Origin of the sequence: Streptomyces huasconensis (assembly GCF_021028635.1) — a bacterium.
Classification (GTDB): Bacteria; Actinomycetota; Actinomycetes; order Streptomycetales; family Streptomycetaceae; genus Streptomyces; species Streptomyces huasconensis.
In genome coordinates this window covers 6147399-6165851 of record NZ_CP086119.1, presented here as the reverse complement: position 1 = coordinate 6165851, position 18453 = coordinate 6147399, and the positions used below count along the sequence as shown (strand labels likewise).

Here is an 18453-nt window from a genome sequence, read left to right as displayed (position 1 = left end):
ATCATGGGCCTCCCCCGCCCCATGACACCGCCCGCGTCCCCCTCGCCCCAGGTATCCCCCGCACTCCCCGCACCCCCGTCACCCGTCCTCCCCCACCCGAAGCACCCGCGCCAGATCCACCCGGCCCAGGACCCGCGCGGCCCCCGTCACCACCGCGCAGATCACCGCCGCGGTCACCCCGGCCGTCGCCCCCACACGCCCCCACGGCACCTGCGTGACCAGCGAGGGAAAGACCGGCTCGCCCTCGGCGTCCACCGTGACCACCGGCATGATCACCGAAGCAAGCGCCGCCCCGAGCCCCGTGCCGAGCAGCGCCGCCACCCCGGCCAGCGCCAATTGCTCCGTCCACAGGTACGCCGCCAACTGCCCCCGCCGCACGCCGAGCGCCCGCAGCAGCGCGAACTCCCGTTCCCTGGAGCGCGCCGAGACCACCGTGTGCAGGGCGAAGGCGATGACGGCGAAGGCGGGCGCCAGTACCAGGCAGAGCATCAGCGCGCCCCGGGCGCCCCGCCGCAGGGGGTCGGCCGCCAACTCCGCCCGCGCGTCCGGCACATCGACGGCCTCGCCCAGCCGAGGGTCGGCGCGCACCGCGGCCACGGCAGCGGCCGCGTCCGCCCCGCGCACCCCCACCCACCAGGCCTGCTCCGCCTCGGGCAGCGCCCCGCTCAGGGCCCACTGGGCGGCCATGGCCCGGGAGTCGGCGAACAGCCGCGGCCGGTCGCGCGGCACTCCGGGCACCGCCGCGAGCCGCCCGACGATCCGCACGCGCGCGCTGCCGCCCGTACTCCGCCGGACCGTCACGGTGTCCCCGACCCTGACCTCCCCGGAAGCGAGCAGCGCGTCGTCCGCGAGCGCGGGTGCTGCGGGCCGCCCCTTCACGCGGTCCGTGCCGAGCCGCACACCCCACGGGGGGTGCTTCAGCCGCCCGTCGGGCCCGCGCAGCACCGCGTCGAGCAGTGTGCCGGGCCCGGGGCCGTCCCGGCAGAGCACGGGCCCGGGCGCCTCGCCAGAAGCGCCCCGCTCCCGCCGCGCCCCCGGGCACCCGGCCGCGTGCCGGTCCGGCGCGTCGGCCCGCAGGTCGTGCCAGCGCGCCGCCCGCGTGAGCCCCGGCACCCGGTCGACGGTCAGCCGGTAGGTCCGCCGCACCCGCTCGCCGGCCATGCTCAGGTCGATCTGGAGGACGCGCACGCCCCCGCCACGCACCCCCACCTTCAACGGCAGGGTCCGCGCCCGCCCCTCCTCGATCACCACCGAACTCGACCGGCCGAGCCCGTCCCCGTCCTCGAAGTGGACGGTGAGCCGTACGGGTACGACGTCACCGCCCCCACTGGCCACCATCCGCACCCGCAGCGGCAGTTCCCGCGAGGACCCCGCACCCCGGACCGGCAACCCGTGCTCCGGTATCCCCTTGCCGAGCGGCGCCACCAGCTCGCGTACGGGCGCGTCCGCGAGATCGCCCCGCAAGGAAGGCACCGGCCCGCGTGCGGTGTTGACGGCGGTGACGGCGACCGCGTTCTGCCCGACGTACCCCTCCGAGGTGATCACGGGCGTGACGGCCGTCGCGCCCGGCAGCGCCTCGTAGGCGTCGCGCCGCTCCTGGGGCGCCAACCCCTCGCCCGGCTCGACGCGCAGGTCCGCGCCCACCTGGAACGCGGCCTGGTCGCGGTCGCCGCGGTCAAGGATCGCCAGGGCCGTGCTGCTGAGCGCGGCGACCGCGAGGGCCAGCGTCACCACCAGCGCGGGCCCGGCGTGCCGTGCCGCGCGCCGCGCGACCTGCCAGCCGCCGAGCGGCAGGACGAGCCCGCGGGCGCGGCGCGCGAGGGGGTCGATGACACGGGCGAACAGCGGCAGCAGCCGCAGGACGAGCAGTGCGGCCGCCCCGGTCATCGCGACCGGGGCGAGCACCAGGACGGGGTCGACGCCGTCGGCGCCGGTCACCGGCGAGCGGTACTGCCGGAGCTGGAGCCAGCCCAGGACGGCGACCGCGGCGAGCGCCACGTCCGCGCCCAGCCGCTGGACCCCGGCGAACCGCGCCACCCGCAGCCGGAGCCGGGCCACCGCCCGCCGGTCCCGCCCGACCCGGGCCGTCGGCAGCAGCACCGCGGCGCCGTGCGCGGCGACGGCGCCCAGGGCCGCCGCCCAGCCGGGGCCGGTGGCCGCCGAGCCGGGCACCTCGCCCTCGATGAGCCCGGCCCCGGCGAGGCCGCGCAGCAGCGGCCCGGCGAGGAACGGCGCGGCCACCGCGGCGGGCACGGCCACGCAGGCCCACTGCCCCGCCGTCGACAGGACGAGTCGCCGGGTGCCCGCCCCGCGCGCGGCCAGCAACGCCAGTTCGGGGCGGCGGTGTGCGGCGAGCTGCCGCGCGGTGAGGACGAGGGCGGCCACGGCGAGCGCGGCCAGGAGCGTCGCGGGGACGTAGAGCCCGGCGCGGGCCACGGCGATCGGTGTGGTGAGGCGGCCGAGCGCCCGGCGCAGCCCGGCCGACACGGTGATGTCGTCGCCGTCGGCGATGTGCTGCCCGGCTTCGCCGCCCCGCAGGACGGAGAGCGAGGCATCGCTGCCCGCGAACCGCCGGGCACGCTCCTGAAGCGGCCGGATGGCGTCGAGCCGCAGTCCGCCCGCGTCGGGCACCCCGAGCCACAGCGCCGCCGCGTCCCCGGTGAGCCCCCGGCTGCCCGTGAACGCCCCGCGCGCCACGACCGCCACGGAGTCGGGCGTGCCGAACGTACTGCTCAGCGAGGCCCACACGGCGGGCGAGCGGCCCCCGGTGGCGTACAGCCCGACGACCTTCGTCCGCACGAGGTGCTCGCCCGCGCCCCGTAGCGTGATGTCGCCCCCGGGCCGCACGGCGAGTTCGGCGGCGGCGGCCTCGGTCAGCGCGACCTCGACGGGCCCGGCGCGGGGGCGCGGCCAGCGCCCGGCCCGGAGCGCGGCGTGCCGCTCCGCGCCCTCCAGGGCGGCGACGGTGAGGGTGGCGTCCTGCCGGGGATGGCCTGCGGCCCCGGTGACGGCGAGTTCGTCGCTCCGGGCCGCGGGCGCCCGCAGCACCGACCAGGTGTGATGCGGCACGTCGCGGTAGGCGCGGCCGAGGGCGTCCCGGGCGGCCCGGTCCAGCTCCCACGCGCCGTCCGCCCGGTGCGGTCCCGCGACCTCGACGACGGCCTCCCGGTCGGCGGCGAGCCGCCGCTGCGCCCCGCCCTCCACGGCCTTCTCGGAGAGCGCCGCGAGAGCGGCGAGCACGGTGGCCGCGAGCAGCACGGCGAGCCCCGCGGCCCCCAGGACCACTCCGTGCTGCCGACTCCCCCGCACCGCGGCGGGCATCCGCCGTCCACTCACCGCACCGGTCTCCCCCCGAGTGACCGGCACAGTATGGGCGTACGCGAAGAAGGCCCGCAATGGTCCGGACGAACCGGAACCACCGCGGGCCACAAGGCAGTTGACACCCCTGATGCCCCGTCAGGCGCTCAAGGCGCCGACGGCGGCACGCCCGGAGGTGTCAGCGGACCTCGGTGATCTCGGGGCCGCGCTGGAGCTGCCCCATGCCGCCCGAGAACCGCGAGCCTTCCTGCTGCTCCTGCTGGACGCTGCCCTCGGCGACCATCTGCGCGTCGTCCGGCAGCTTCAGGACGATCGGGTCGCGCGGCGCCATCGGCCCCTCGCCGCGTACGACGACGGTGTCCCGGAAGATCTGCTCCAGGAGCCCGGCGGCCTGCGGCTGCACCGCGCCCTGCCCGGAGATCACGCCGCGCAGGAACCAGCGCGGCCCGTCGACGCCGATGAAGCGCACGACCTGCACGCCACCGGTGCCGTCCGGCAGCTGGACCGGGACCTGCGCGCGCAGCTCCCAGCCGAGGGGGCCCTCGACCTCGTCGATGACACCGCCCTGCTGGGTGATGCCGGTGGCGATCTCCTCGCGGACCTCGCTCCAGATGCCCTCCTTCTTGGGGGCGGCGAAGCCCTGGAGCTGGATGGCGCTGTCCTGGAGCACGACGGTGGCCGCGACGATCGCGTCGCCCGCGACCTCCACCCGCAGCTCCATGCCCTCGACCCCCGGCACGAAGAGCCCACCGAGGTCCACCCGGCCCTCGCCGGGCTCGCGGACCTCGGAGATGTCCCAGGGACCGTCGGGACGGGGCTCCGGCTCCAGCCGCACGCGCGAGCGCGCGACGTCGGCGGAGTCGTTGCTGTCCACGCCGTCGACGACCTGCTCGTCCGCGCCCGCCGCGTCCTCGGCGGCACTGTCCTTCTTGCGACGTCCGAACACGTCACTGTCCTTCCCGGTCGGATACGACCGATGCGTATCGATTCCCACCCGTTTGTTCGCCCGGGCTCACGCCCGGGCCGACGCCCACGGCGGCATGGCCGCCGGTGGACCCGAAGCCCCCCTCGGCCCGTGCCGATACGGGAAGCTCCGCCACCTCCTGGAAGCGCACCTTCTCGACCTGCTGGACGACCAGTTGGGCAATCCGGTCGAAGCGCTCGAACCGCACGGACTCGCGCGGATCGAGATTCACGACGATCACCTTGATCTCTCCACGGTACCCGGCATCCACCGTCCCCGGGGCATTCACCAGAGCGACACCGCAGCGGGCCGCGAGCCCGGAGCGGGGGTGCACGAAGGCCGCGTACCCCTCGGGGAGCGCGATGGACACCCCGGTGGGCAGCACGGTCCGCTCACCGGGCGCGAGCTCACCGGCCTCCGTCGTGCGCAGGTCGCAGCCCGCGTCACCGGGCTGCGCGTACTCCGGCAGCGGCACCTCGGGGTCGACGCGCCTGATCAGCACGTTCAGCTCGCCGGAAGGGGTACGGGACGTCACGGGTTCACCTCGAAAGCGCGGGCACGCCGGATCTGGTCCGGGTCGTTCATGGCGGCCCGGATCTCCTCCGGGCGGCCGTTGTCGATGAAGTGGTCGACCTTCACCTCGATGAAGAGGGCGTCGGCGCGGACCGCGACGGGCCCGTCGGGGCCGCCGATCCGGCCGGTGGCCCTGGAGTAGATCTTCCGTCCGGCGACGGCGGTGACCTCGGCCTCCAGGAACAGCACGGTGCCCAGCGGCACGGGCCGTACGAAGTCGGTCTCCAGGCGGCCGGTCACGGCGATCACCCGCAGCAGCCAGTTCAGGGAGCCCAGCGTCTCGTCGAGCGCGGTGGCGAGGACGCCGCCGTGGGCGAGGCCCGGGGCGCCCTGGTGCGCCTCGCGCACGGTGAACTCGGCGGTGACGCTCACCCCCTCGCCGGCGCGTGCCGCGAGGTGCAGTCCGTGCGCCTGGCCTTCGCCGCAACCGAAGCAGTGTTCGTAGTGGGCGCCGATCAGCTCGCCGGGGGCGGGCGCGTCGGGGTGGCGGACGGGCGCTATGGCGTCGGCCGGGGGCGTCAGAGCTGCGGAAGTACCACTCACAGGCGCAGACCTTACCTCCGCGTCAGTGCTCACAGCTCCCCGTGCCAAGCTTGGTTCCATGCAGCCTTACGAAGAACGCCTGACCGCGCCCCGTTCGTGGTGGTTCGCCTCGGTCCTGGTGGGTGTGGCGATGGCCCTGATCATGCTGCCGTTCGGCACGCTGCCGCTCCTCGGCGGCCTGGTCGGCGGTACGGCGGTGGCGGCGGTCGTCACCAGTGCGTACGGCTCGGTGCGCATCCGCGTGGTGGCCGGCTCGCTGGTCGCCGGCGACGCGCGGATTCCGGTGTCCGCCCTGGGTGAGCCGGAGGTCCTGACGGGCGAGGAGACCCGCGCCTGGCGCTCCTACAAGGCCGACCCGCGCGCCTTCATGCTGCTGCGCGCGTACATCCCCACGGCGCTGCGCGTACCGATCACGGACCCGGACGACCCGACGCCGTACGCGTACCTCTCGACACGGCACCCGGAGGCTCTGGCGGAGGCCTTGAAGGCCGTACGCCAAAGCGCCCCCTGAGGGGCTCAGCCCCCCAGCTCCTTGGGCCGCCCCGCGATCCGCAGCGGATCGTCCGGCGTCTCCAGAGGCGGCAGCTCCGGCAACGCGTCCCACGGAATCTGCCGCTTCCGCAGGTCGGCGCGGATCTTCTCGGCGAGCTTCTTCGTGTCCCGGCGGTTCATCACCGCCCCGACCGCGGCGCCCACCATGAAGGGCATGAGGTTCGGGAGGTTTCGGACCATCCGCTTCATGATCTGCTGGCGCAGCTCCCGCTTCATCTGGCCGCCCAGCGCCGCGTTGAGCGTCGTGGGCCTGGTCACGTCGACGCCGCGCTCCTGCGTCCACGACGTCAGATACGCGGCACTGCGCTCCTTGAGATTGCCGCCGGGCCGCAGTCCGTAGACCTCGTGCAACTCGGCGATCAGCTTCAGTTCCACGGCTGCCACGCCGGTGATCTCGGCCGCGAGTTCGGCGGGCATCGTCGGCGGCACGGGCATCATCGCCGCGGCGCCCACACCCGCGCCCACCGTGGACGAGGCATTGGCGGCGCCCGCGACGAGTTTGTCCGCGAGCTGCTCGGGGCCGAGGCCCGGGAACTGCTTGCGGAGGGTCGTCAGATCGCGGACCGGGACCCGCGGGGCGTTCTCGATGAGCCGGTCGGCGAGGTAGCCGATGCCGGCCTTGGCGCCGCGCCCGCCCTTGCGCACGCCTTCCCTCACTCCGTCCGCGACAGCGGCGACGCGGCTCCGGGACCCGGTTGTCCGAGTGGGCCCAGAGGCCTTGTCGGCCGCCGTCTCGTCCGGCGCCACCTCGACGGCGCTCGCCGGTTCGAGCGAGGCTGCTCCGTTGAGGGAAGAGCCCCGCTCGTCGTCACGCACGCCGTCGCCCGAGGCGGCGGCCTGGTCCGCTCCGCGCTTGCGGAAGCGGCGCTTCCTGGACGGGGTCGAGCCAGTCATGGCCGACCCCGCCTCAGTCGCAGTCGCGGCAGATCGGCTGGCCGTTCTTCTCCTTGGCCAGCTGGCTGCGGTGGTGCACCAGGAAGCAGCTCATGCAGGTGAACTCGTCCTGCTGCTTCGGGAGCACCCGGACGGCGAGCTCCTCGTTGGACAGGTCCGCGCCGGGCAGCTCAAGGCCCTCGGCGGCCTCGAACTCGTCGACGTCGACAGTCGAAGTCGACTTGTCGTTCCTCCGGGCCTTCAGTTCCTCGATGCTGTCCTCGTTGAGGTCGTCATCGGTCTTGCGTGGGGTGTCGTAGTCCGTTGCCATGTCGCTCTCCCCCTCTGGGTGTCTGCGGTGTCTCCAGCGCACGTAACGCGTGAGAGGCCGGGCTTGTGCCCGACCCGAGGCGGAGATTTTGCCTCACATCAAGGTCTGTTACTCAATCGACACCCAACCGCACCCCTCAAGAGGTGATCGGCTTGGATGGCGATCGGGACCGTACACGGTCCGAATGTCGCACTTCACGGGCGTCACCCCGTGTACTTCCCGTGATCAAGACCCCCGAAAACCCGGATTTTCCAGGCTTTCCGGCGACTTTCACGATCACGGAGAGTAGATGACGAGAAATACGCCACTGTGATGGAACGCACACGGTTCTCCCGGGATCGAGTCCCGAAAATTCCGCGTAAAGCGAACACACCGTCGAGTTCGTGGCAGCGTGTCAGATGGGAAGCGTGACGCGCATCATGAGCCCACCCCCCTCGCGTGGCTCCGCGATGATACGGCCCCCGTGGGCTCTCGCCACCGACCGGGCGATCGACAGGCCGAGTCCGACGCCCTTGTCGCTGCCCGTCCGCTCCGTCCGCAACCTGCGGAACGGCTCGAAGAGGTTGTCGATCTCGTACGCGGGCACCACCGGGCCCGTGTTCGACACCACCAGGACCGCCTGGCCGTGCTGAGCCTCCGTGGTGACCTCGACCCAACCGCCCTCCCGCCGCCCACCACCACCCTTCTCCTGAAGGGCTTCGCCCTGCCCCTCCTGACTCGGCACGTTGTACCTGACGGCGTTCTGGACGAGGTTCAGGGCGATCCGCTCCAGGAGGACGCCGTTGCCCTGGACGACGGCCGCGCCGCGCTCCCCGCGGATCTCCACGCCCTTCGCCTCGGCCTCGCCGCGCACCTGGTCGACGGCGCGGTCGGCGACCTCCGCCAGGTCGACAGGCTTGCGCTCGACGATCTGGTTGTCGCTGCGGGCGAGCAGCAGCAGGCCCTCCACGAGCTGCTCGCTGCGTTCGTTGGTGGCCAGGAGCGTCTTGCCGAGCTGGTGCAGCTCGGGGGGCGCCCCGGGGTCGGAGAGGTGCACCTCGAGGAGCGTGCGGTTGATCGCCAGCGGCGTGCGCAGCTCGTGCGAGGCGTTGCCGACGAAGCGCTGCTGGGCGGTGAAGGCGCGCTCCAGGCGGTCCAGCATCTCGTCGAAGGTGTCGGACAGCTCCTTCAGCTCGTCGTCCGGGCCGTCCAGCTCGATGCGCCGGGTCAGGTCCGTCCCGGCCACCCTGCGGGCGGTACGGGTGATGCGGCCCAGCGGCGAGAGCACGCGGCCCGCCATCGCGTACCCGAAGGCGAAGGCGATGACGGCGAGGCCGAGGAGGGCCAGAAGTGAGCGGCTGAGGAGGTTGTCCAGGGCGTTCTGGCGCATCGTGTTGACGCACTCGTTCAGGGCGGCGTTGAGCTGTGCCTCCGTGGGGCGCTGGGGGAGCAGCCGGAAGTTGGCACAGCTGTCGCTGGTCACCGAGGACTTGCCCGTGACCCTGAACGGCAGGTCGCTGCCGACGTTCAACGCCTGGGCGGCGAGCAGATAGATGATCGACAGCAGCAGGATGCCCGCGATCAGGAACATGCCGCCGTAGAGCAGCGTGAGCCGTATGCGGATGGTCGGACGCAGCCAGGGGAAGGGTGCTTCGACCTTCCTCGGTTCCCAGGTCGGCTTCGGGGGCGCCGCCGGTGGCGCGGGGGTCGCGGCCACCGGGGGTCAGATCCGGTAACCGGAGCCCGGGACCGTCACGATGACGGCGGGCTCACCGAGCTTGCGGCGCAGGGTCATGACGGTGACCCGGACCACGTTCGTGAACGGGTCGGTGTTTTCGTCCCAGGCCTTCTCCAGGAGCTGCTCCGCGGAGACGACCGCGCCCTCGCTGCGCAGCAGCACTTCGAGGACGGCGAACTCCTTGGGGGCCAGCTGGATCTCCCTGCCGTCGCGGAAGACCTCGCGGCGGTTGGGGTCGAGCTTGATCCCGGCCCGCTCCAGGACGGGCGGCAGCGGCACGCTCGTGCGCCGGCCGAGGGCACGCACGCGTGCCGTCAGCTCGCTGAACGCGAAGGGCTTGGGGAGGTAGTCGTCGGCGCCGATCTCCAGGCCCTCGACGCGGTCGCTGACGTCGCCCGACGCGGTGAGCATCAGGACGCGGGTCGGCATGCCGAGTTCGACGATCTTGCGGCAGACGTCGTCGCCGTGCACGAGCGGGAGGTCCCGGTCGAGCACCACCACGTCGTAGTCGTTGACGCCGATGCGCTCCAGGGCGGCCGCCCCGTCGTACACGACGTCGACGGCCATGGCCTCCCGGCGCAGTCCGGTGGCCACCGCATCGGCGAGCAGCTGCTCGTCCTCGACGACGAGTACGCGCACGTCGCTGTCCTTCCTCTGTGCCCCTGCGGGCAGATGTGTCTTGGGGTAGGGCTCCATCCTGCCCCTTTCGGCCATAAACCGGCTGTAAGGCGGTCTGCGGACCGGGAAGTGCGGGATTTTCTCGGCCCGTCGAGGTTTCTGCGGAAGGGAGCGGGGGGAGGACGGCTTTACACCCGCGATCACGCTTTGTATGTGGCATGCCACGAACGGCTTTCTCCAGGAGCTGTTCTGGACGTGATCGCCCCTTCTTGAGGGCACACCCCCGTGCCATCGACCCACGACCCAGCCGAGGGGGCGCAACCATGGACGCATTCACCGCAGGTCTCCTGCAGCGCATAAAGGCCACGGAGTCCGACCTCACGATGGCCCGTGAGACGGGAGACGACTTCCTCGCCGAGGTCGAGCAGGCGGAGCTGGAAGACCTCCACCGTCTGGCCGCCGAGCACGGAGTCGAGGTAGGCGCTCTGCACGTCTGAGCACATACGCACGCACGAGGGCCCCGGCATCCGCATCGGATGCCGGGGTCTTTCGCGTGGCGTCAGTCGTGCCAGGCCCCGAGGTCCTCCAGGAGGCCCTGGAGGGGCTCGAAGAGGCCGGGCGGGGCCGCGATGGCCAGCTCGCCCGAGAGGGGCTCTCCGGGGCGGCCACCGGTCAGGGCGCCCGCTTCCCGCGCGACGAGGTCGCCCGCCGCGAAGTCCCAGGGGTTGAGCCCTCGCTCGTAGTACGCGTCGAGCCTGCCCAGCGCGACGTCGCACAGGTCGATCGCCGCCGACCCGCCGCGGCGGATGTCGCGCACCTTCGGGACGAGGTGCCGGGTGACCTCCGCCTGCCGGACCCGGCGCTCGGTGAGATAGCCGAAGCCGGTGCCGACCAGGGCCTGCCCGAACGGCGGCGCGGGGCGCACGCGCGCGGGGCGGTCGCCGACGAAGGCGCCCTCGCCGAGGACCGCGCGGTACGTCTCGCCGCGGACCGGGGCGTGCACCACGCCGACGAGGGTCTCGCCGTCCTTGCGGGCGGCGATGGAGACGCACCAGTCCGGGCGGCCGTACAGGTAGTTGACGGTGCCGTCGATCGGGTCGACGACCCACTGGACGCCGCTGCTGCCCGCCAGGCTCGCGCCTTCCTCGCCCAGCACGCCGTCGTCGGGCCTGCGCTCGGCGAGGAAGTCGGTGATGAGCTTCTCGGAGGCGATGTCCATCTCGGTGACGACGTCCACGGCACTGGACTTGGTGGCCGCCACGCCCAGGTCGTCGGGACGGCCGTCGCGCAGGAAGGCACCGGCGCGGTGCGCGGCCTCCAGGGCGACGCCGAGCAGCTCGGCCTTGAGCGCCTTCAGCGGGTCCGTCATCGTGCTCGCTCCAGCTCGGGGGGTCTCGGGGGTCACGCGTACGGGCTGTCGGCGCCGGCGGCCGCGGGCTTCGGGGCGCGGGCCGGGCAGCAGCCCACCGGGCACAGGTCGTGGCTCGCGCCGAGCGTCCCGAGGGCGCAGGGCGTGACGGGAACGCCGCTCTCCTTGGCCGCGCGCTCCAGGACGAGGTCCCTGACCGCCGCGGCGAACCGCGGGTCGGCGCCGACCGTCGCCGAGCGGCGGACCGGCAGGCCCAGCTCGGCGGCCTTGGCCTTCGCCTCGGTGTCGAGGTCGTACAGGACCTCCATGTGGTCGGAGACGAAGCCGATGGGGACCATGACCACCGCGGGGGCGCCGGCGGCGTGCCGCTCCTCCAGGTGGTCGCAGATGTCCGGCTCCAGCCACGGGATGTGCGGGGCGCCGCTGCGCGACTGGTAGACGAGCTGCCAGGGGTGCTCGACGCCGGTCTCCTCGCGCACCGCGTCGGCGATCAGGCGGGCGACGTCCAGGTGCTCCGCGACGTAGGCACCTCCGTCGCCGTGGTCCTCGGCCGGGCCCGAGGTGTCCGCCGCGGCGGTCGGGATGGAGTGCGTCGTGAAGGCCAGGTGCGCGCCGTCCCGTACGCCCTCGGGCAGCTCGGAGAGGGACTTCAGGACGCCGTCGATCATGGGGCGCACGAAGCCGGGGTGGTTGAAGTAGTGCCGGAGCTTGTCGATCCGCGGCAACTCCAGGCCCTCAGCCTCCAGGGCGGCGAGGGAGTCGGCGAGGTTCTCGCGGTACTGGCGGCAGCCCGAGTACGAGGCGTACGCGCTCGTGGCGAGGACCAGGATGCGGCGGTGGCCGTCGGTGACCATCTCGCGCAGGGTGTCGGTGAGGTAGGGCGCCCAGTTGCGGTTGCCCCAGTAGACCGGCAGGTCGAGGCCGTGCTCCGCGAAGTCCTTGCGCAGGGCGTCGAGGAGGGCGCGGTTCTGGTCGTTGATCGGGCTGACCCCGCCGAACAGGAAGTAGTGCTGCCCCACCTCCTTCAGCCGCTCCTTGGGGATGCCGCGCCCACGCGTCACGTTCTCCAGGAACGGGACGACGTCGTCGGGGCCTTCGGGGCCGCCGAACGAGAGCAGCAGCAGGGCGTCGTACGGAGTGGGATCGAGCGCATCGGACATGCCACCGATCCTGCCACCCGCCACTGACAGCCGGAAAACCCCGGTGCGTTCGCCGCGCCGGGGCCGTAAGCTGTATCGGCCACCTTTACGCCTTACCGGGGCCGCTTCTCGCAGTCGGCCCCGGCGCTTCCGCGGAGTCCACGTGCCCAGCTCCTACCGCGCCCTCTTCGCCGCCCCCGGCACCAAGGCGTTCTCGACGGCCGGGTTCCTCGGCCGCATGCCGCTGTCGATGATGGGCATCGGCATCGTGACGATGGTGTCCCAGCTGACCGGGCGGTATGGTCTCGCCGGCGCGCTCTCGGCGACCGTGGCGCTGTCCGCCGCCGCGCTCGGGCCGCAGATCTCCCGCCTGGTGGACCGGCACGGCCAGCGCCGGGTGCTCAGGCCCGCCACGCTGGTCTCCCTGGCCGCGGTCGCCGGGCTGCTGACGTGCGCGAAGTTCGAGACGCCGGACTGGACGCTGTTCCTCTTCGCCGCCCTGGTCGGCTGCGTGCCGAGCGTGGGCTCGATGATCCGGGCCCGCTGGGCCGTCCTGTACCGCGGCACCCCGCAGCTGCACACCGCGTACTCCTTCGAGTCCGTGGTGGACGAGGTCTGCTTCATCTTCGGGCCGATCATCTCGATCGGGCTCTCCACCGTCTGGTTCCCCGAGGCGGGGCCGCTGCTCGCCGGGGGCTTCCTCGCCGCGGGTGTCTTCTGGCTGACGGCCCAGCGGGCCACCGAGCCGGTGCCCCACCCGCGCGAGCACCACAGCCGGGGCTCGGCGCTGCGCTCGGGCGGGCTCCAGGTGCTCGTCGCCACGTTCGTCGCGACCGGCGCGATCTTCGGGTCGGTCGACGTGGTCACCGTGGCGTACGCGGAGGACCAGGGCCACAAGTCCGCGGCGAGCCTGGTCCTCGCGGTCTACGCGCTCGGCTCCTGCCTCGCCGGAGCGGTCTTCGGGCTGCTGCACTTCAAGGGGGCGCCGGCGCCCAGGTGGCTGTTGGGTGTCTGCGCGATGGCCGTGAGTATGATCCCGCTTCAACTGGTCGGGAACCTGCTGTCCCTGGCCGTGGCGCTGTTCGTCGCGGGCCTGTCCATCGCACCGACAATGATCACGACGATGGCCCTCGTCGAGGAGCACGTACCACGCGCGAAACTGACCGAGGGCATGACCTGGGTGAGCACCGGGCTCGCGGTCGGCGTCGCGCTCGGCTCCTCCGCGGCCGGCTGGGTGATCGACTCCGCGGGTCCGGACGCCGGGTACTCGGTCCCCGCGGTCTCCGGGGCCGCCGCGGTCCTCGTCGGGTTCCTGGGGTATCGCCGGCTGAAGAGGCCGGTTCCGCGACGGAGAGGGACCCATGAGCACGGAAACGAGCAGAGGAACGGGCGGCGGGAAGAGCACAGCGACGTGGCGTAACTGGGCGGGAAACGTCGCCTCGCGGCCCGCCAGGGAGGTCACCCCGACCTCGACGGACGAACTCTCCGCGGCCCTGCGCGCCGCCAAGGCCGACGGCCTGCGGGCCAAGCCCGTCGGCGCTGGTCACTCCTTCACGGCGGCCGCCACCACCGACGGCCTCCTCATACGGTCCGATCTGCTCACCGGCATCCGCGCGATCGACCGCGCGGCGGGCACGGTCACGGTGGAGGCCGGCACGCCGCTGAAGCGCCTGAACATGGCGCTCGCGCGGGAGGGCCTGTCCCTCACGAACATGGGCGACATCATGGAGCAGACGGTCTCCGGAGCCGTCAGCACCGGCACGCACGGCACCGGCCGCGACTCGTCCTCGATCGCCGCCCAGATCACGGGCCTTGAGCTGGTCACCGCGGACGGCACGGTCCTGACGTGCTCCGCCGAGAAGAACCCCGACGTCTTCGCCGCCGCCCGCGTCGGGCTCGGGGCGCTCGGCGTCATCACCTCGATCACCTTCGCCGTGGAGCCGCTCTTCTTCCTGACGGCCCGTGAGGAGCCGATGACGTTCGACCGGGTCACGAGCGACTTCGACGCGTTCTTCACCGAGAACGAGCACTTCGAGTTCTACTGGTTCCCGCACACCGGCAACTGCAACACCAAGCGCAACAACCGCAGCTCGGGCCCGGTGGCCCCGCCCGGCCGGATCAGTGCCTTCGTGCAGGACGAGTTGATCTCCAACGGCCTCTTCCAGGTGGTCAACTCCGTGGGCCGTGCCTTCCCCGCGACCATCCCGGGCATCGCCCGGATCTCCAGCAGGGCGCTGTCCCCCCGCACGTACACGGACATCCCTTACAAGGTCTTCACCAGCCCGCGCCGGGTGCGCTTCATGGAGATGGAGTACGCCGTTCCGCGCGCGGCCCTCGTCGAGACCCTCCGGGAGCTGAAGACCATGGTCGAGCGCTCGCGGCTGCGGATCAGCTTCCCCGTCGAGGTCCGCACGGCGCCCGCAGACGACATCGCGCTCTCCACGGCCTCGGGCCGGGAGAGCGCGTACATCGCCGTCCACATGTACAAGGGCACGCCGTACCAGGCGTACTTCGCGGCGGCGGAGCGGATCTTCACCGCGCACGAGGGGCGGCCGCACTGGGGCAAGCTGCACACGCGCGACGCGGAGTACTTCGCCGAGGTGTACCCCCGCTTCGGCGAGTTCACCGCCGTGCGCGACCGCCTGGACCCGGACCGCATGTTCACCAACGCCTACCTGCGGCGGGTCCTCGGCGACTGACCGGCCCGCCTACGGGCTGGTGGTCTCGCCCTGCTGGGCGTCGCCGTCGCTGCCCTGGCCGGAGCCCGAGCCGGTGCCGGTACCGGTGCCGCTCGACGGCGTGGGGGTCGGCTTCGGCGTGGGCGTCGGTGTCGGGTTCGTCTGGGAGCCGTCGTCCCCGGAGTCGGTGCCGTCGCCCTTGTCGGAGTCCGTACCGCTGCCCTTGTCGGGGTCGTTCCCGGAGCCGGTGCCCTCGCCCTGGCCGGGGGTCTGGCCGCCGGTCCCCTGCGGGTCCTGCGTCGCTCCGCCGTCGCCCTTGTGGGAGCCGTCGTCGCCCGTCCCCGAAGTGCCGTCGTCCGAAGGCTGGCCCGACGGATCACCGGAGGGCGTGGACGGCGGCTCCTTCTTGGAGGAGCCGTTCCCCGTGAGGTTGCTGATCGTGGTCCCCTTGCCGCCGCTGAGGTCCCGATCGGTCACGAGTTCGTACGCGGTGATGCCCCCCATCGCGATACCGAAGACGACGGCCGCCGCGATCAGAGGCCGCTTCCAGCTCCGGGCCTGCGTGCGGTGCGTGGTGCCGTCGGTGAAGTCTTCCGACGGCAGCGGCGGTTCGAGCGGCACTCCCGGAGGCGGTGCCTGCGCGCCGACGCGGAGCACGCGCGTGGCGTCCTCGCGCGGCAGCAGCTGGGTGGCATCCTCACGCGGCGCGAACTGGGTGGCGTCGACCGAGCCGAGGAGTTGCGTCTTCTCGGCGTCGGGGTCCGCGCCCTGGTTCCCGTCCAGGTCGGTCGCCACGGGCGGCAGCACGGCCGTGGGATCGGCCTCTGCGGCGGGCACCGCCCTGGTCGCGTCGGCGTCGGCGCCCTGCGCTCTCCCCCACGTCGTGGTCACGGGCCCGGTGGTGGACGCGGCTCCCGGGTAGCCCTGATGGGCAGCCGTTCTGAACGTCTCGGGCACGCGTGGCGCGGTGGTGGCCGGTACCTGGTGCGCCTTCGGCTTGGCCTGGACCGCCACGACGCGTATCTGCTCGCCCGTACGCTTGAAGAAGTGCTGGAAGATGGTGCCGCCGCAGGTCGCGATGCCGCTCACGACGCCGGCGCCGAGGATCGTTCCGTAGACGCCGAGGTTCGAGGCCAACTTCGCCGCCACGACCGCGGCCATGGCGCTTCCGGCCACCTGCGGCACGCTGAGATCGAGGCGCCGCTTCTCCTCGGGCTCCTCCTGGTCCTTCGACTCCTTGCCGGATTCCGGCTTCACTCGCATCTCCGACCCTTGCCTGCCTTCCTCACCTTTTCGGCTTTTTCGACTGACTGCACGAGAAGGGGACGTACGGCCGAAGCGTTTAGTTCCGTTTCTGGCGATTCCGTGAAGTGCGCCACGCGCACGCGGGGGCGCAAGCGCCGAAATGGCCGCCAACTCCCTTCCCCCACGAGAAGTTCGGCGGCGCGGCGGTCCACCCGCATGGTCCGAATGGAGTACTGTTGCGAGCCCTGGGTCCGGTCTCCCGCCAGGGTGCCCGGGGCCTTCCAGGACCGCCGGGTGGGGGGCTGGCCGCACAGGGTGGCGAAGGTCGTCACTTGGCGTTGCAAAATGGTTACCGTGCCATAACGGCGATCCAGGGCCCCTGCCCGACACGCCGGGCAACTCGGCAAGGTTGTGGCAGGCTGCACCCGGGCAGGCCACACTCGACTAGCGGAAGCAGCGACGCACGTGACGTCGGCAGGCACCACCCGGGAGGTCCCCATGCCCGAACTGCGTGTCGTGGCCGTCAGCAACGACGGCACACGGCTGGTGCTGAAGGCTGCGGACAGCACGGAGTACACGCTTCCGATCGATGAGCGGCTGCGTGCGGCCGTCCGCGGCGACCGGCCCCGACTCGGACAGATCGAGATCGAGGTGGAGAGCCACCTCCGCCCGCGCGACATCCAGGCGCGGATACGTGCCGGTGCCAGCGCGGAAGAAGTGGCCCAGTTCGCCGGCATCCCGGTCGACCGGGTCCGCCGGTTCGAGGGCCCCGTGCTCGCCGAGCGCGCCTTCATGGCGGAGCGCGCCAGAAAGACTCCTGTGCGCCGTCCGGGTGAGAACACCGGACCCCAGCTCGGCGAGGCCGTCCAGGAACGGCTGCTGCTGCGCGGCGCCGACAAGGACTCCGTCCAGTGGGACTCCTGGCGCCGCGACGACGGCACCTGGGAGGTCCTGCTCGTCTACCGCGTCGCGACCGAGCCGCACTCCGCGAGCTGGACGTACGACCCGCCCCGGCGGCTCGTGCAGGCCGTGGACGACGAGGCGCGCTCGCTGATCGGCGAGACGGACGACATCGCCGCGCCCGAGCCCAGCTTCCCCTTCGTGCCCCGCATCGCCCGGCTCCCGAGGGACCGTCCGCCGGAGCGGCCGCTCGACCGCGCCCTGGACCGGCAGCTCGACCGGCAGAGCATCCCGGCCTCCCCCGCCGAGCCCGCGGAGGAGACCGACGGCGTGGTGCCCGTGGTCGCCGAGCAGGAGCGCGACTCGCTGACCAGCCTCCTGGAGGCGGTGCCCAGCTTCCGTGGCGACATGGTGGTGCCCGAGCGCCCCTCGGCCGCGGCCACCGCGGAGCTGCCGCCGCCCGCGCAGGAGGAGCCCGAGCAGGAGCCCGAGGTGGAGGAGCCGCCCGCGGCGTCGGCCGGCGCCGGTTCGGCCTACGCGGACGTCCTCATGCCGCGCTCGGTGGCCAGCCACCGCGACCGCCTGGTCGGTTCCACCGACCGCCAGGCCGAAGCCGACGGCGTGCGCCCCGGGCGCCGCGCCGCGGTGCCCAGCTGGGACGAGATCGTCTTCGGCACGCGCCGCAAGAAACAGGAGTAGCCGCAGCCACGCGCGTGTGGGGCCCGCACCGGCCGGTGCGGGCCCCACACGCGCGTGGCGGACTACTGCGGGTCCGGGCCCGTGGCGACCGGACGTGAGCCGTCCGCCGACCACTCGGACCACGAGCCCACGTACAGCGCGGCCGGGATTCCCGCCACCGCCAGGGCCAGCACCTCGTGGGCGCCCGAGACGCCCGAGCCGCAGTAGACGCCGACCTCCGACGTCGTGGCGGCACCCAGCGCCTTGAAGCGGTCCGCCAGCTCGGCGGCCGGCTTGAAGCGGCCGTCCTGGTCGACGTTCTCGGTGGTGGGTGCCGAGACCGCGCCGGGGATGTGCCCGGCCACCTTGTCGATCGGCTCGACCTCACCGCGGTAGCGCTCGGCCGCGCGGGCGTCCAGGAGCAGCCCGGAGCGGGCCAGGGCCGCCGCGGAGTCCGCGTCGAGGAGGTCGGTGCTGTTGGGGGCGGGCTGGAACGTCCCCTCGGCCGGGGCGGTCCCGGTGCCCTGTTCCAGAGGGCCGGTCCACAGGGCGAGGCCGCCGTCAAGGACGCGCACGCGCGCGTGCCCCGTCCAGCGCAACATCCACCACAGGCGTGCGGCCGCCCAGTTCTGGCCACCGTCGTACACCACGACATCGCGGTCCGCCGAGACCCCCGCCGCGCGCATCACGGCACCGAAGTGGTCCACGTCGGGGAGCGGGTGGCGGCCCTCTGCGCCGGCGGGTCCTGCCAGGTCGGCGTCCAGGTCGACGAAGACGGCCGACGGGATGTGCCCCTCTTCGTAGGCGTCGCGCATCGAGCCCTGGTGCTGCCAGCGGACGTCGAGCAGGACCGGCGGATTCTCGCCTGCCAGATCGCTCGCGAGTTCGGATGCAGAGATGATGGCGTTCATGGGCCCATCCTTGCGCATGGGGTGGCCCCGCGGCCAAGGTCCGG

The 18453-nt window shown here is 73.0% G+C and carries 17 protein-coding genes; 5 read left to right on the top strand and 12 right to left on the bottom strand.

All coding sequences use genetic code 11. From position 1 onward, the window contains the following. Nucleotides 1–78: 78 nt before the first annotated feature. The 4 genes from J2N69_RS28020 to J2N69_RS28005 form a co-directional block, all read right to left on the bottom strand. Complete coding sequence (locus tag J2N69_RS28020) at nt 79–3336, bottom strand: FtsX-like permease family protein (protein ID WP_230903164.1); 3258 nt, start codon at nt 3334–3336, stop codon at nt 79–81. Nucleotides 3337–3496: 160 nt separating this feature from the next. Continuing rightward, on the bottom strand, nt 3497–4264 hold the full coding sequence (locus J2N69_RS28015) for a DUF3710 domain-containing protein (RefSeq protein ID WP_230903163.1): 768 nt from the start codon (nt 4262–4264) through the stop codon (nt 3497–3499). 1 nt (nt 4265) lies between these two features. Beyond that, nucleotides 4266–4817: a dUTP diphosphatase gene (gene dut / locus J2N69_RS28010; RefSeq protein WP_230903162.1), complete on the bottom strand. Its 552-nt coding sequence runs from the start codon at nt 4815–4817 to the stop codon at nt 4266–4268. Continuing rightward, on the bottom strand, nt 4814–5398 hold the full coding sequence (locus J2N69_RS28005) for a PaaI family thioesterase (RefSeq protein ID WP_230903161.1): 585 nt from the start codon (nt 5396–5398) through the stop codon (nt 4814–4816). Before J2N69_RS28005 ends, dut begins: the two co-directional genes overlap by 4 nt. A gap of 58 nt (nt 5399–5456) precedes the next feature. On the opposite strand from J2N69_RS28005, the gene J2N69_RS28000 reads away from it, so the two are divergent. Beyond that, on the top strand, nt 5457–5909 hold the full coding sequence (locus J2N69_RS28000) for a DUF3093 domain-containing protein (RefSeq protein ID WP_230903160.1): 453 nt from the start codon (nt 5457–5459) through the stop codon (nt 5907–5909). 5 nt (nt 5910–5914) lie between these two features. Here J2N69_RS28000 and J2N69_RS27995 read toward each other — a convergent pair whose 3' ends face one another. The 4 genes from J2N69_RS27995 to J2N69_RS27980 all read right to left on the bottom strand — a co-directional run bounded on the left by J2N69_RS27995 (nt 5915) and on the right by J2N69_RS27980 (nt 9510). After that, on the bottom strand, nt 5915–6844 hold the full coding sequence (locus tag J2N69_RS27995; RefSeq protein WP_230903159.1) for an EcsC family protein: 930 nt from the start codon (nt 6842–6844) through the stop codon (nt 5915–5917). 13 nt (nt 6845–6857) lie between these two features. Then, nucleotides 6858–7154, bottom strand: coding sequence for a DUF4193 domain-containing protein (locus J2N69_RS27990; RefSeq protein ID WP_205035431.1), 297 nt, complete (start codon nt 7152–7154; stop codon nt 6858–6860). A gap of 394 nt (nt 7155–7548) precedes the next feature. Further along, nucleotides 7549–8850 carry a sensor histidine kinase gene (locus J2N69_RS27985; RefSeq protein ID WP_230903158.1) on the bottom strand — a complete coding sequence of 434 codons (1302 nt, stop codon included), beginning with the start codon at nt 8848–8850 and terminating at the stop codon, nt 7549–7551. Nucleotides 8851–8856: 6 nt separating this feature from the next. After that, complete coding sequence (locus tag J2N69_RS27980; RefSeq protein ID WP_030778701.1) at nt 8857–9510, bottom strand: response regulator transcription factor; 654 nt, start codon at nt 9508–9510, stop codon at nt 8857–8859. Nucleotides 9511–9812: 302 nt separating this feature from the next. Between J2N69_RS27980 and J2N69_RS27975 the strand changes: the two genes are divergently transcribed. Beyond that, complete coding sequence (locus J2N69_RS27975; RefSeq protein WP_167515896.1) at nt 9813–9986, top strand: hypothetical protein; 174 nt, start codon at nt 9813–9815, stop codon at nt 9984–9986. Between the two features lie 62 nt (nt 9987–10048). Here J2N69_RS27975 and J2N69_RS27970 read toward each other — a convergent pair whose 3' ends face one another. Both J2N69_RS27970 and J2N69_RS27965 read right to left on the bottom strand, forming a co-directional pair. Continuing rightward, on the bottom strand, nt 10049–10858 hold the full coding sequence (locus tag J2N69_RS27970) for an inositol monophosphatase family protein (RefSeq protein ID WP_230903157.1): 810 nt from the start codon (nt 10856–10858) through the stop codon (nt 10049–10051). 32 nt (nt 10859–10890) lie between these two features. Next, a complete protein-coding gene (locus J2N69_RS27965) occupies nt 10891–12018 on the bottom strand; it encodes a ferrochelatase (protein WP_230903156.1) in 1128 nt (375 codons plus the stop codon). Between the two features lie 142 nt (nt 12019–12160). Between J2N69_RS27965 and J2N69_RS27960 the strand changes: the two genes are divergently transcribed. Next, a complete protein-coding gene (locus J2N69_RS27960; protein WP_230903155.1) occupies nt 12161–13417 on the top strand; it encodes an MFS transporter in 1257 nt (418 codons plus the stop codon). After that, the gene (locus tag J2N69_RS27955) at nt 13359–14696 is read left to right on the top strand and encodes a D-arabinono-1,4-lactone oxidase (RefSeq protein ID WP_230903154.1); all 1338 of its coding nucleotides are present in this window, start codon (nt 13359–13361) and stop codon (nt 14694–14696) included. Before J2N69_RS27960 ends, J2N69_RS27955 begins: the two co-directional genes overlap by 59 nt. Before the next feature lie 9 nt (nt 14697–14705). On the opposite strand, the gene J2N69_RS27950 is transcribed toward J2N69_RS27955, so the two are convergent. After that, nucleotides 14706–15938: a hypothetical protein gene (locus J2N69_RS27950; protein ID WP_230903153.1), complete on the bottom strand. Its 1233-nt coding sequence runs from the start codon at nt 15936–15938 to the stop codon at nt 14706–14708. Between the two features lie 480 nt (nt 15939–16418). On the opposite strand from J2N69_RS27950, the gene sepH reads away from it, so the two are divergent. After that, nucleotides 16419–17519, top strand: a complete 1101-nt coding sequence (sepH, locus tag J2N69_RS27945; RefSeq protein ID WP_230903152.1) for a septation protein SepH — start codon at nt 16419–16421, stop codon at nt 17517–17519. A gap of 62 nt (nt 17520–17581) precedes the next feature. Here sepH and J2N69_RS27940 read toward each other — a convergent pair whose 3' ends face one another. Continuing rightward, nucleotides 17582–18409: a sulfurtransferase gene (locus J2N69_RS27940; protein WP_230903151.1), complete on the bottom strand. Its 828-nt coding sequence runs from the start codon at nt 18407–18409 to the stop codon at nt 17582–17584. Between the last annotated feature and the right edge of the window lie 44 nt (nt 18410–18453).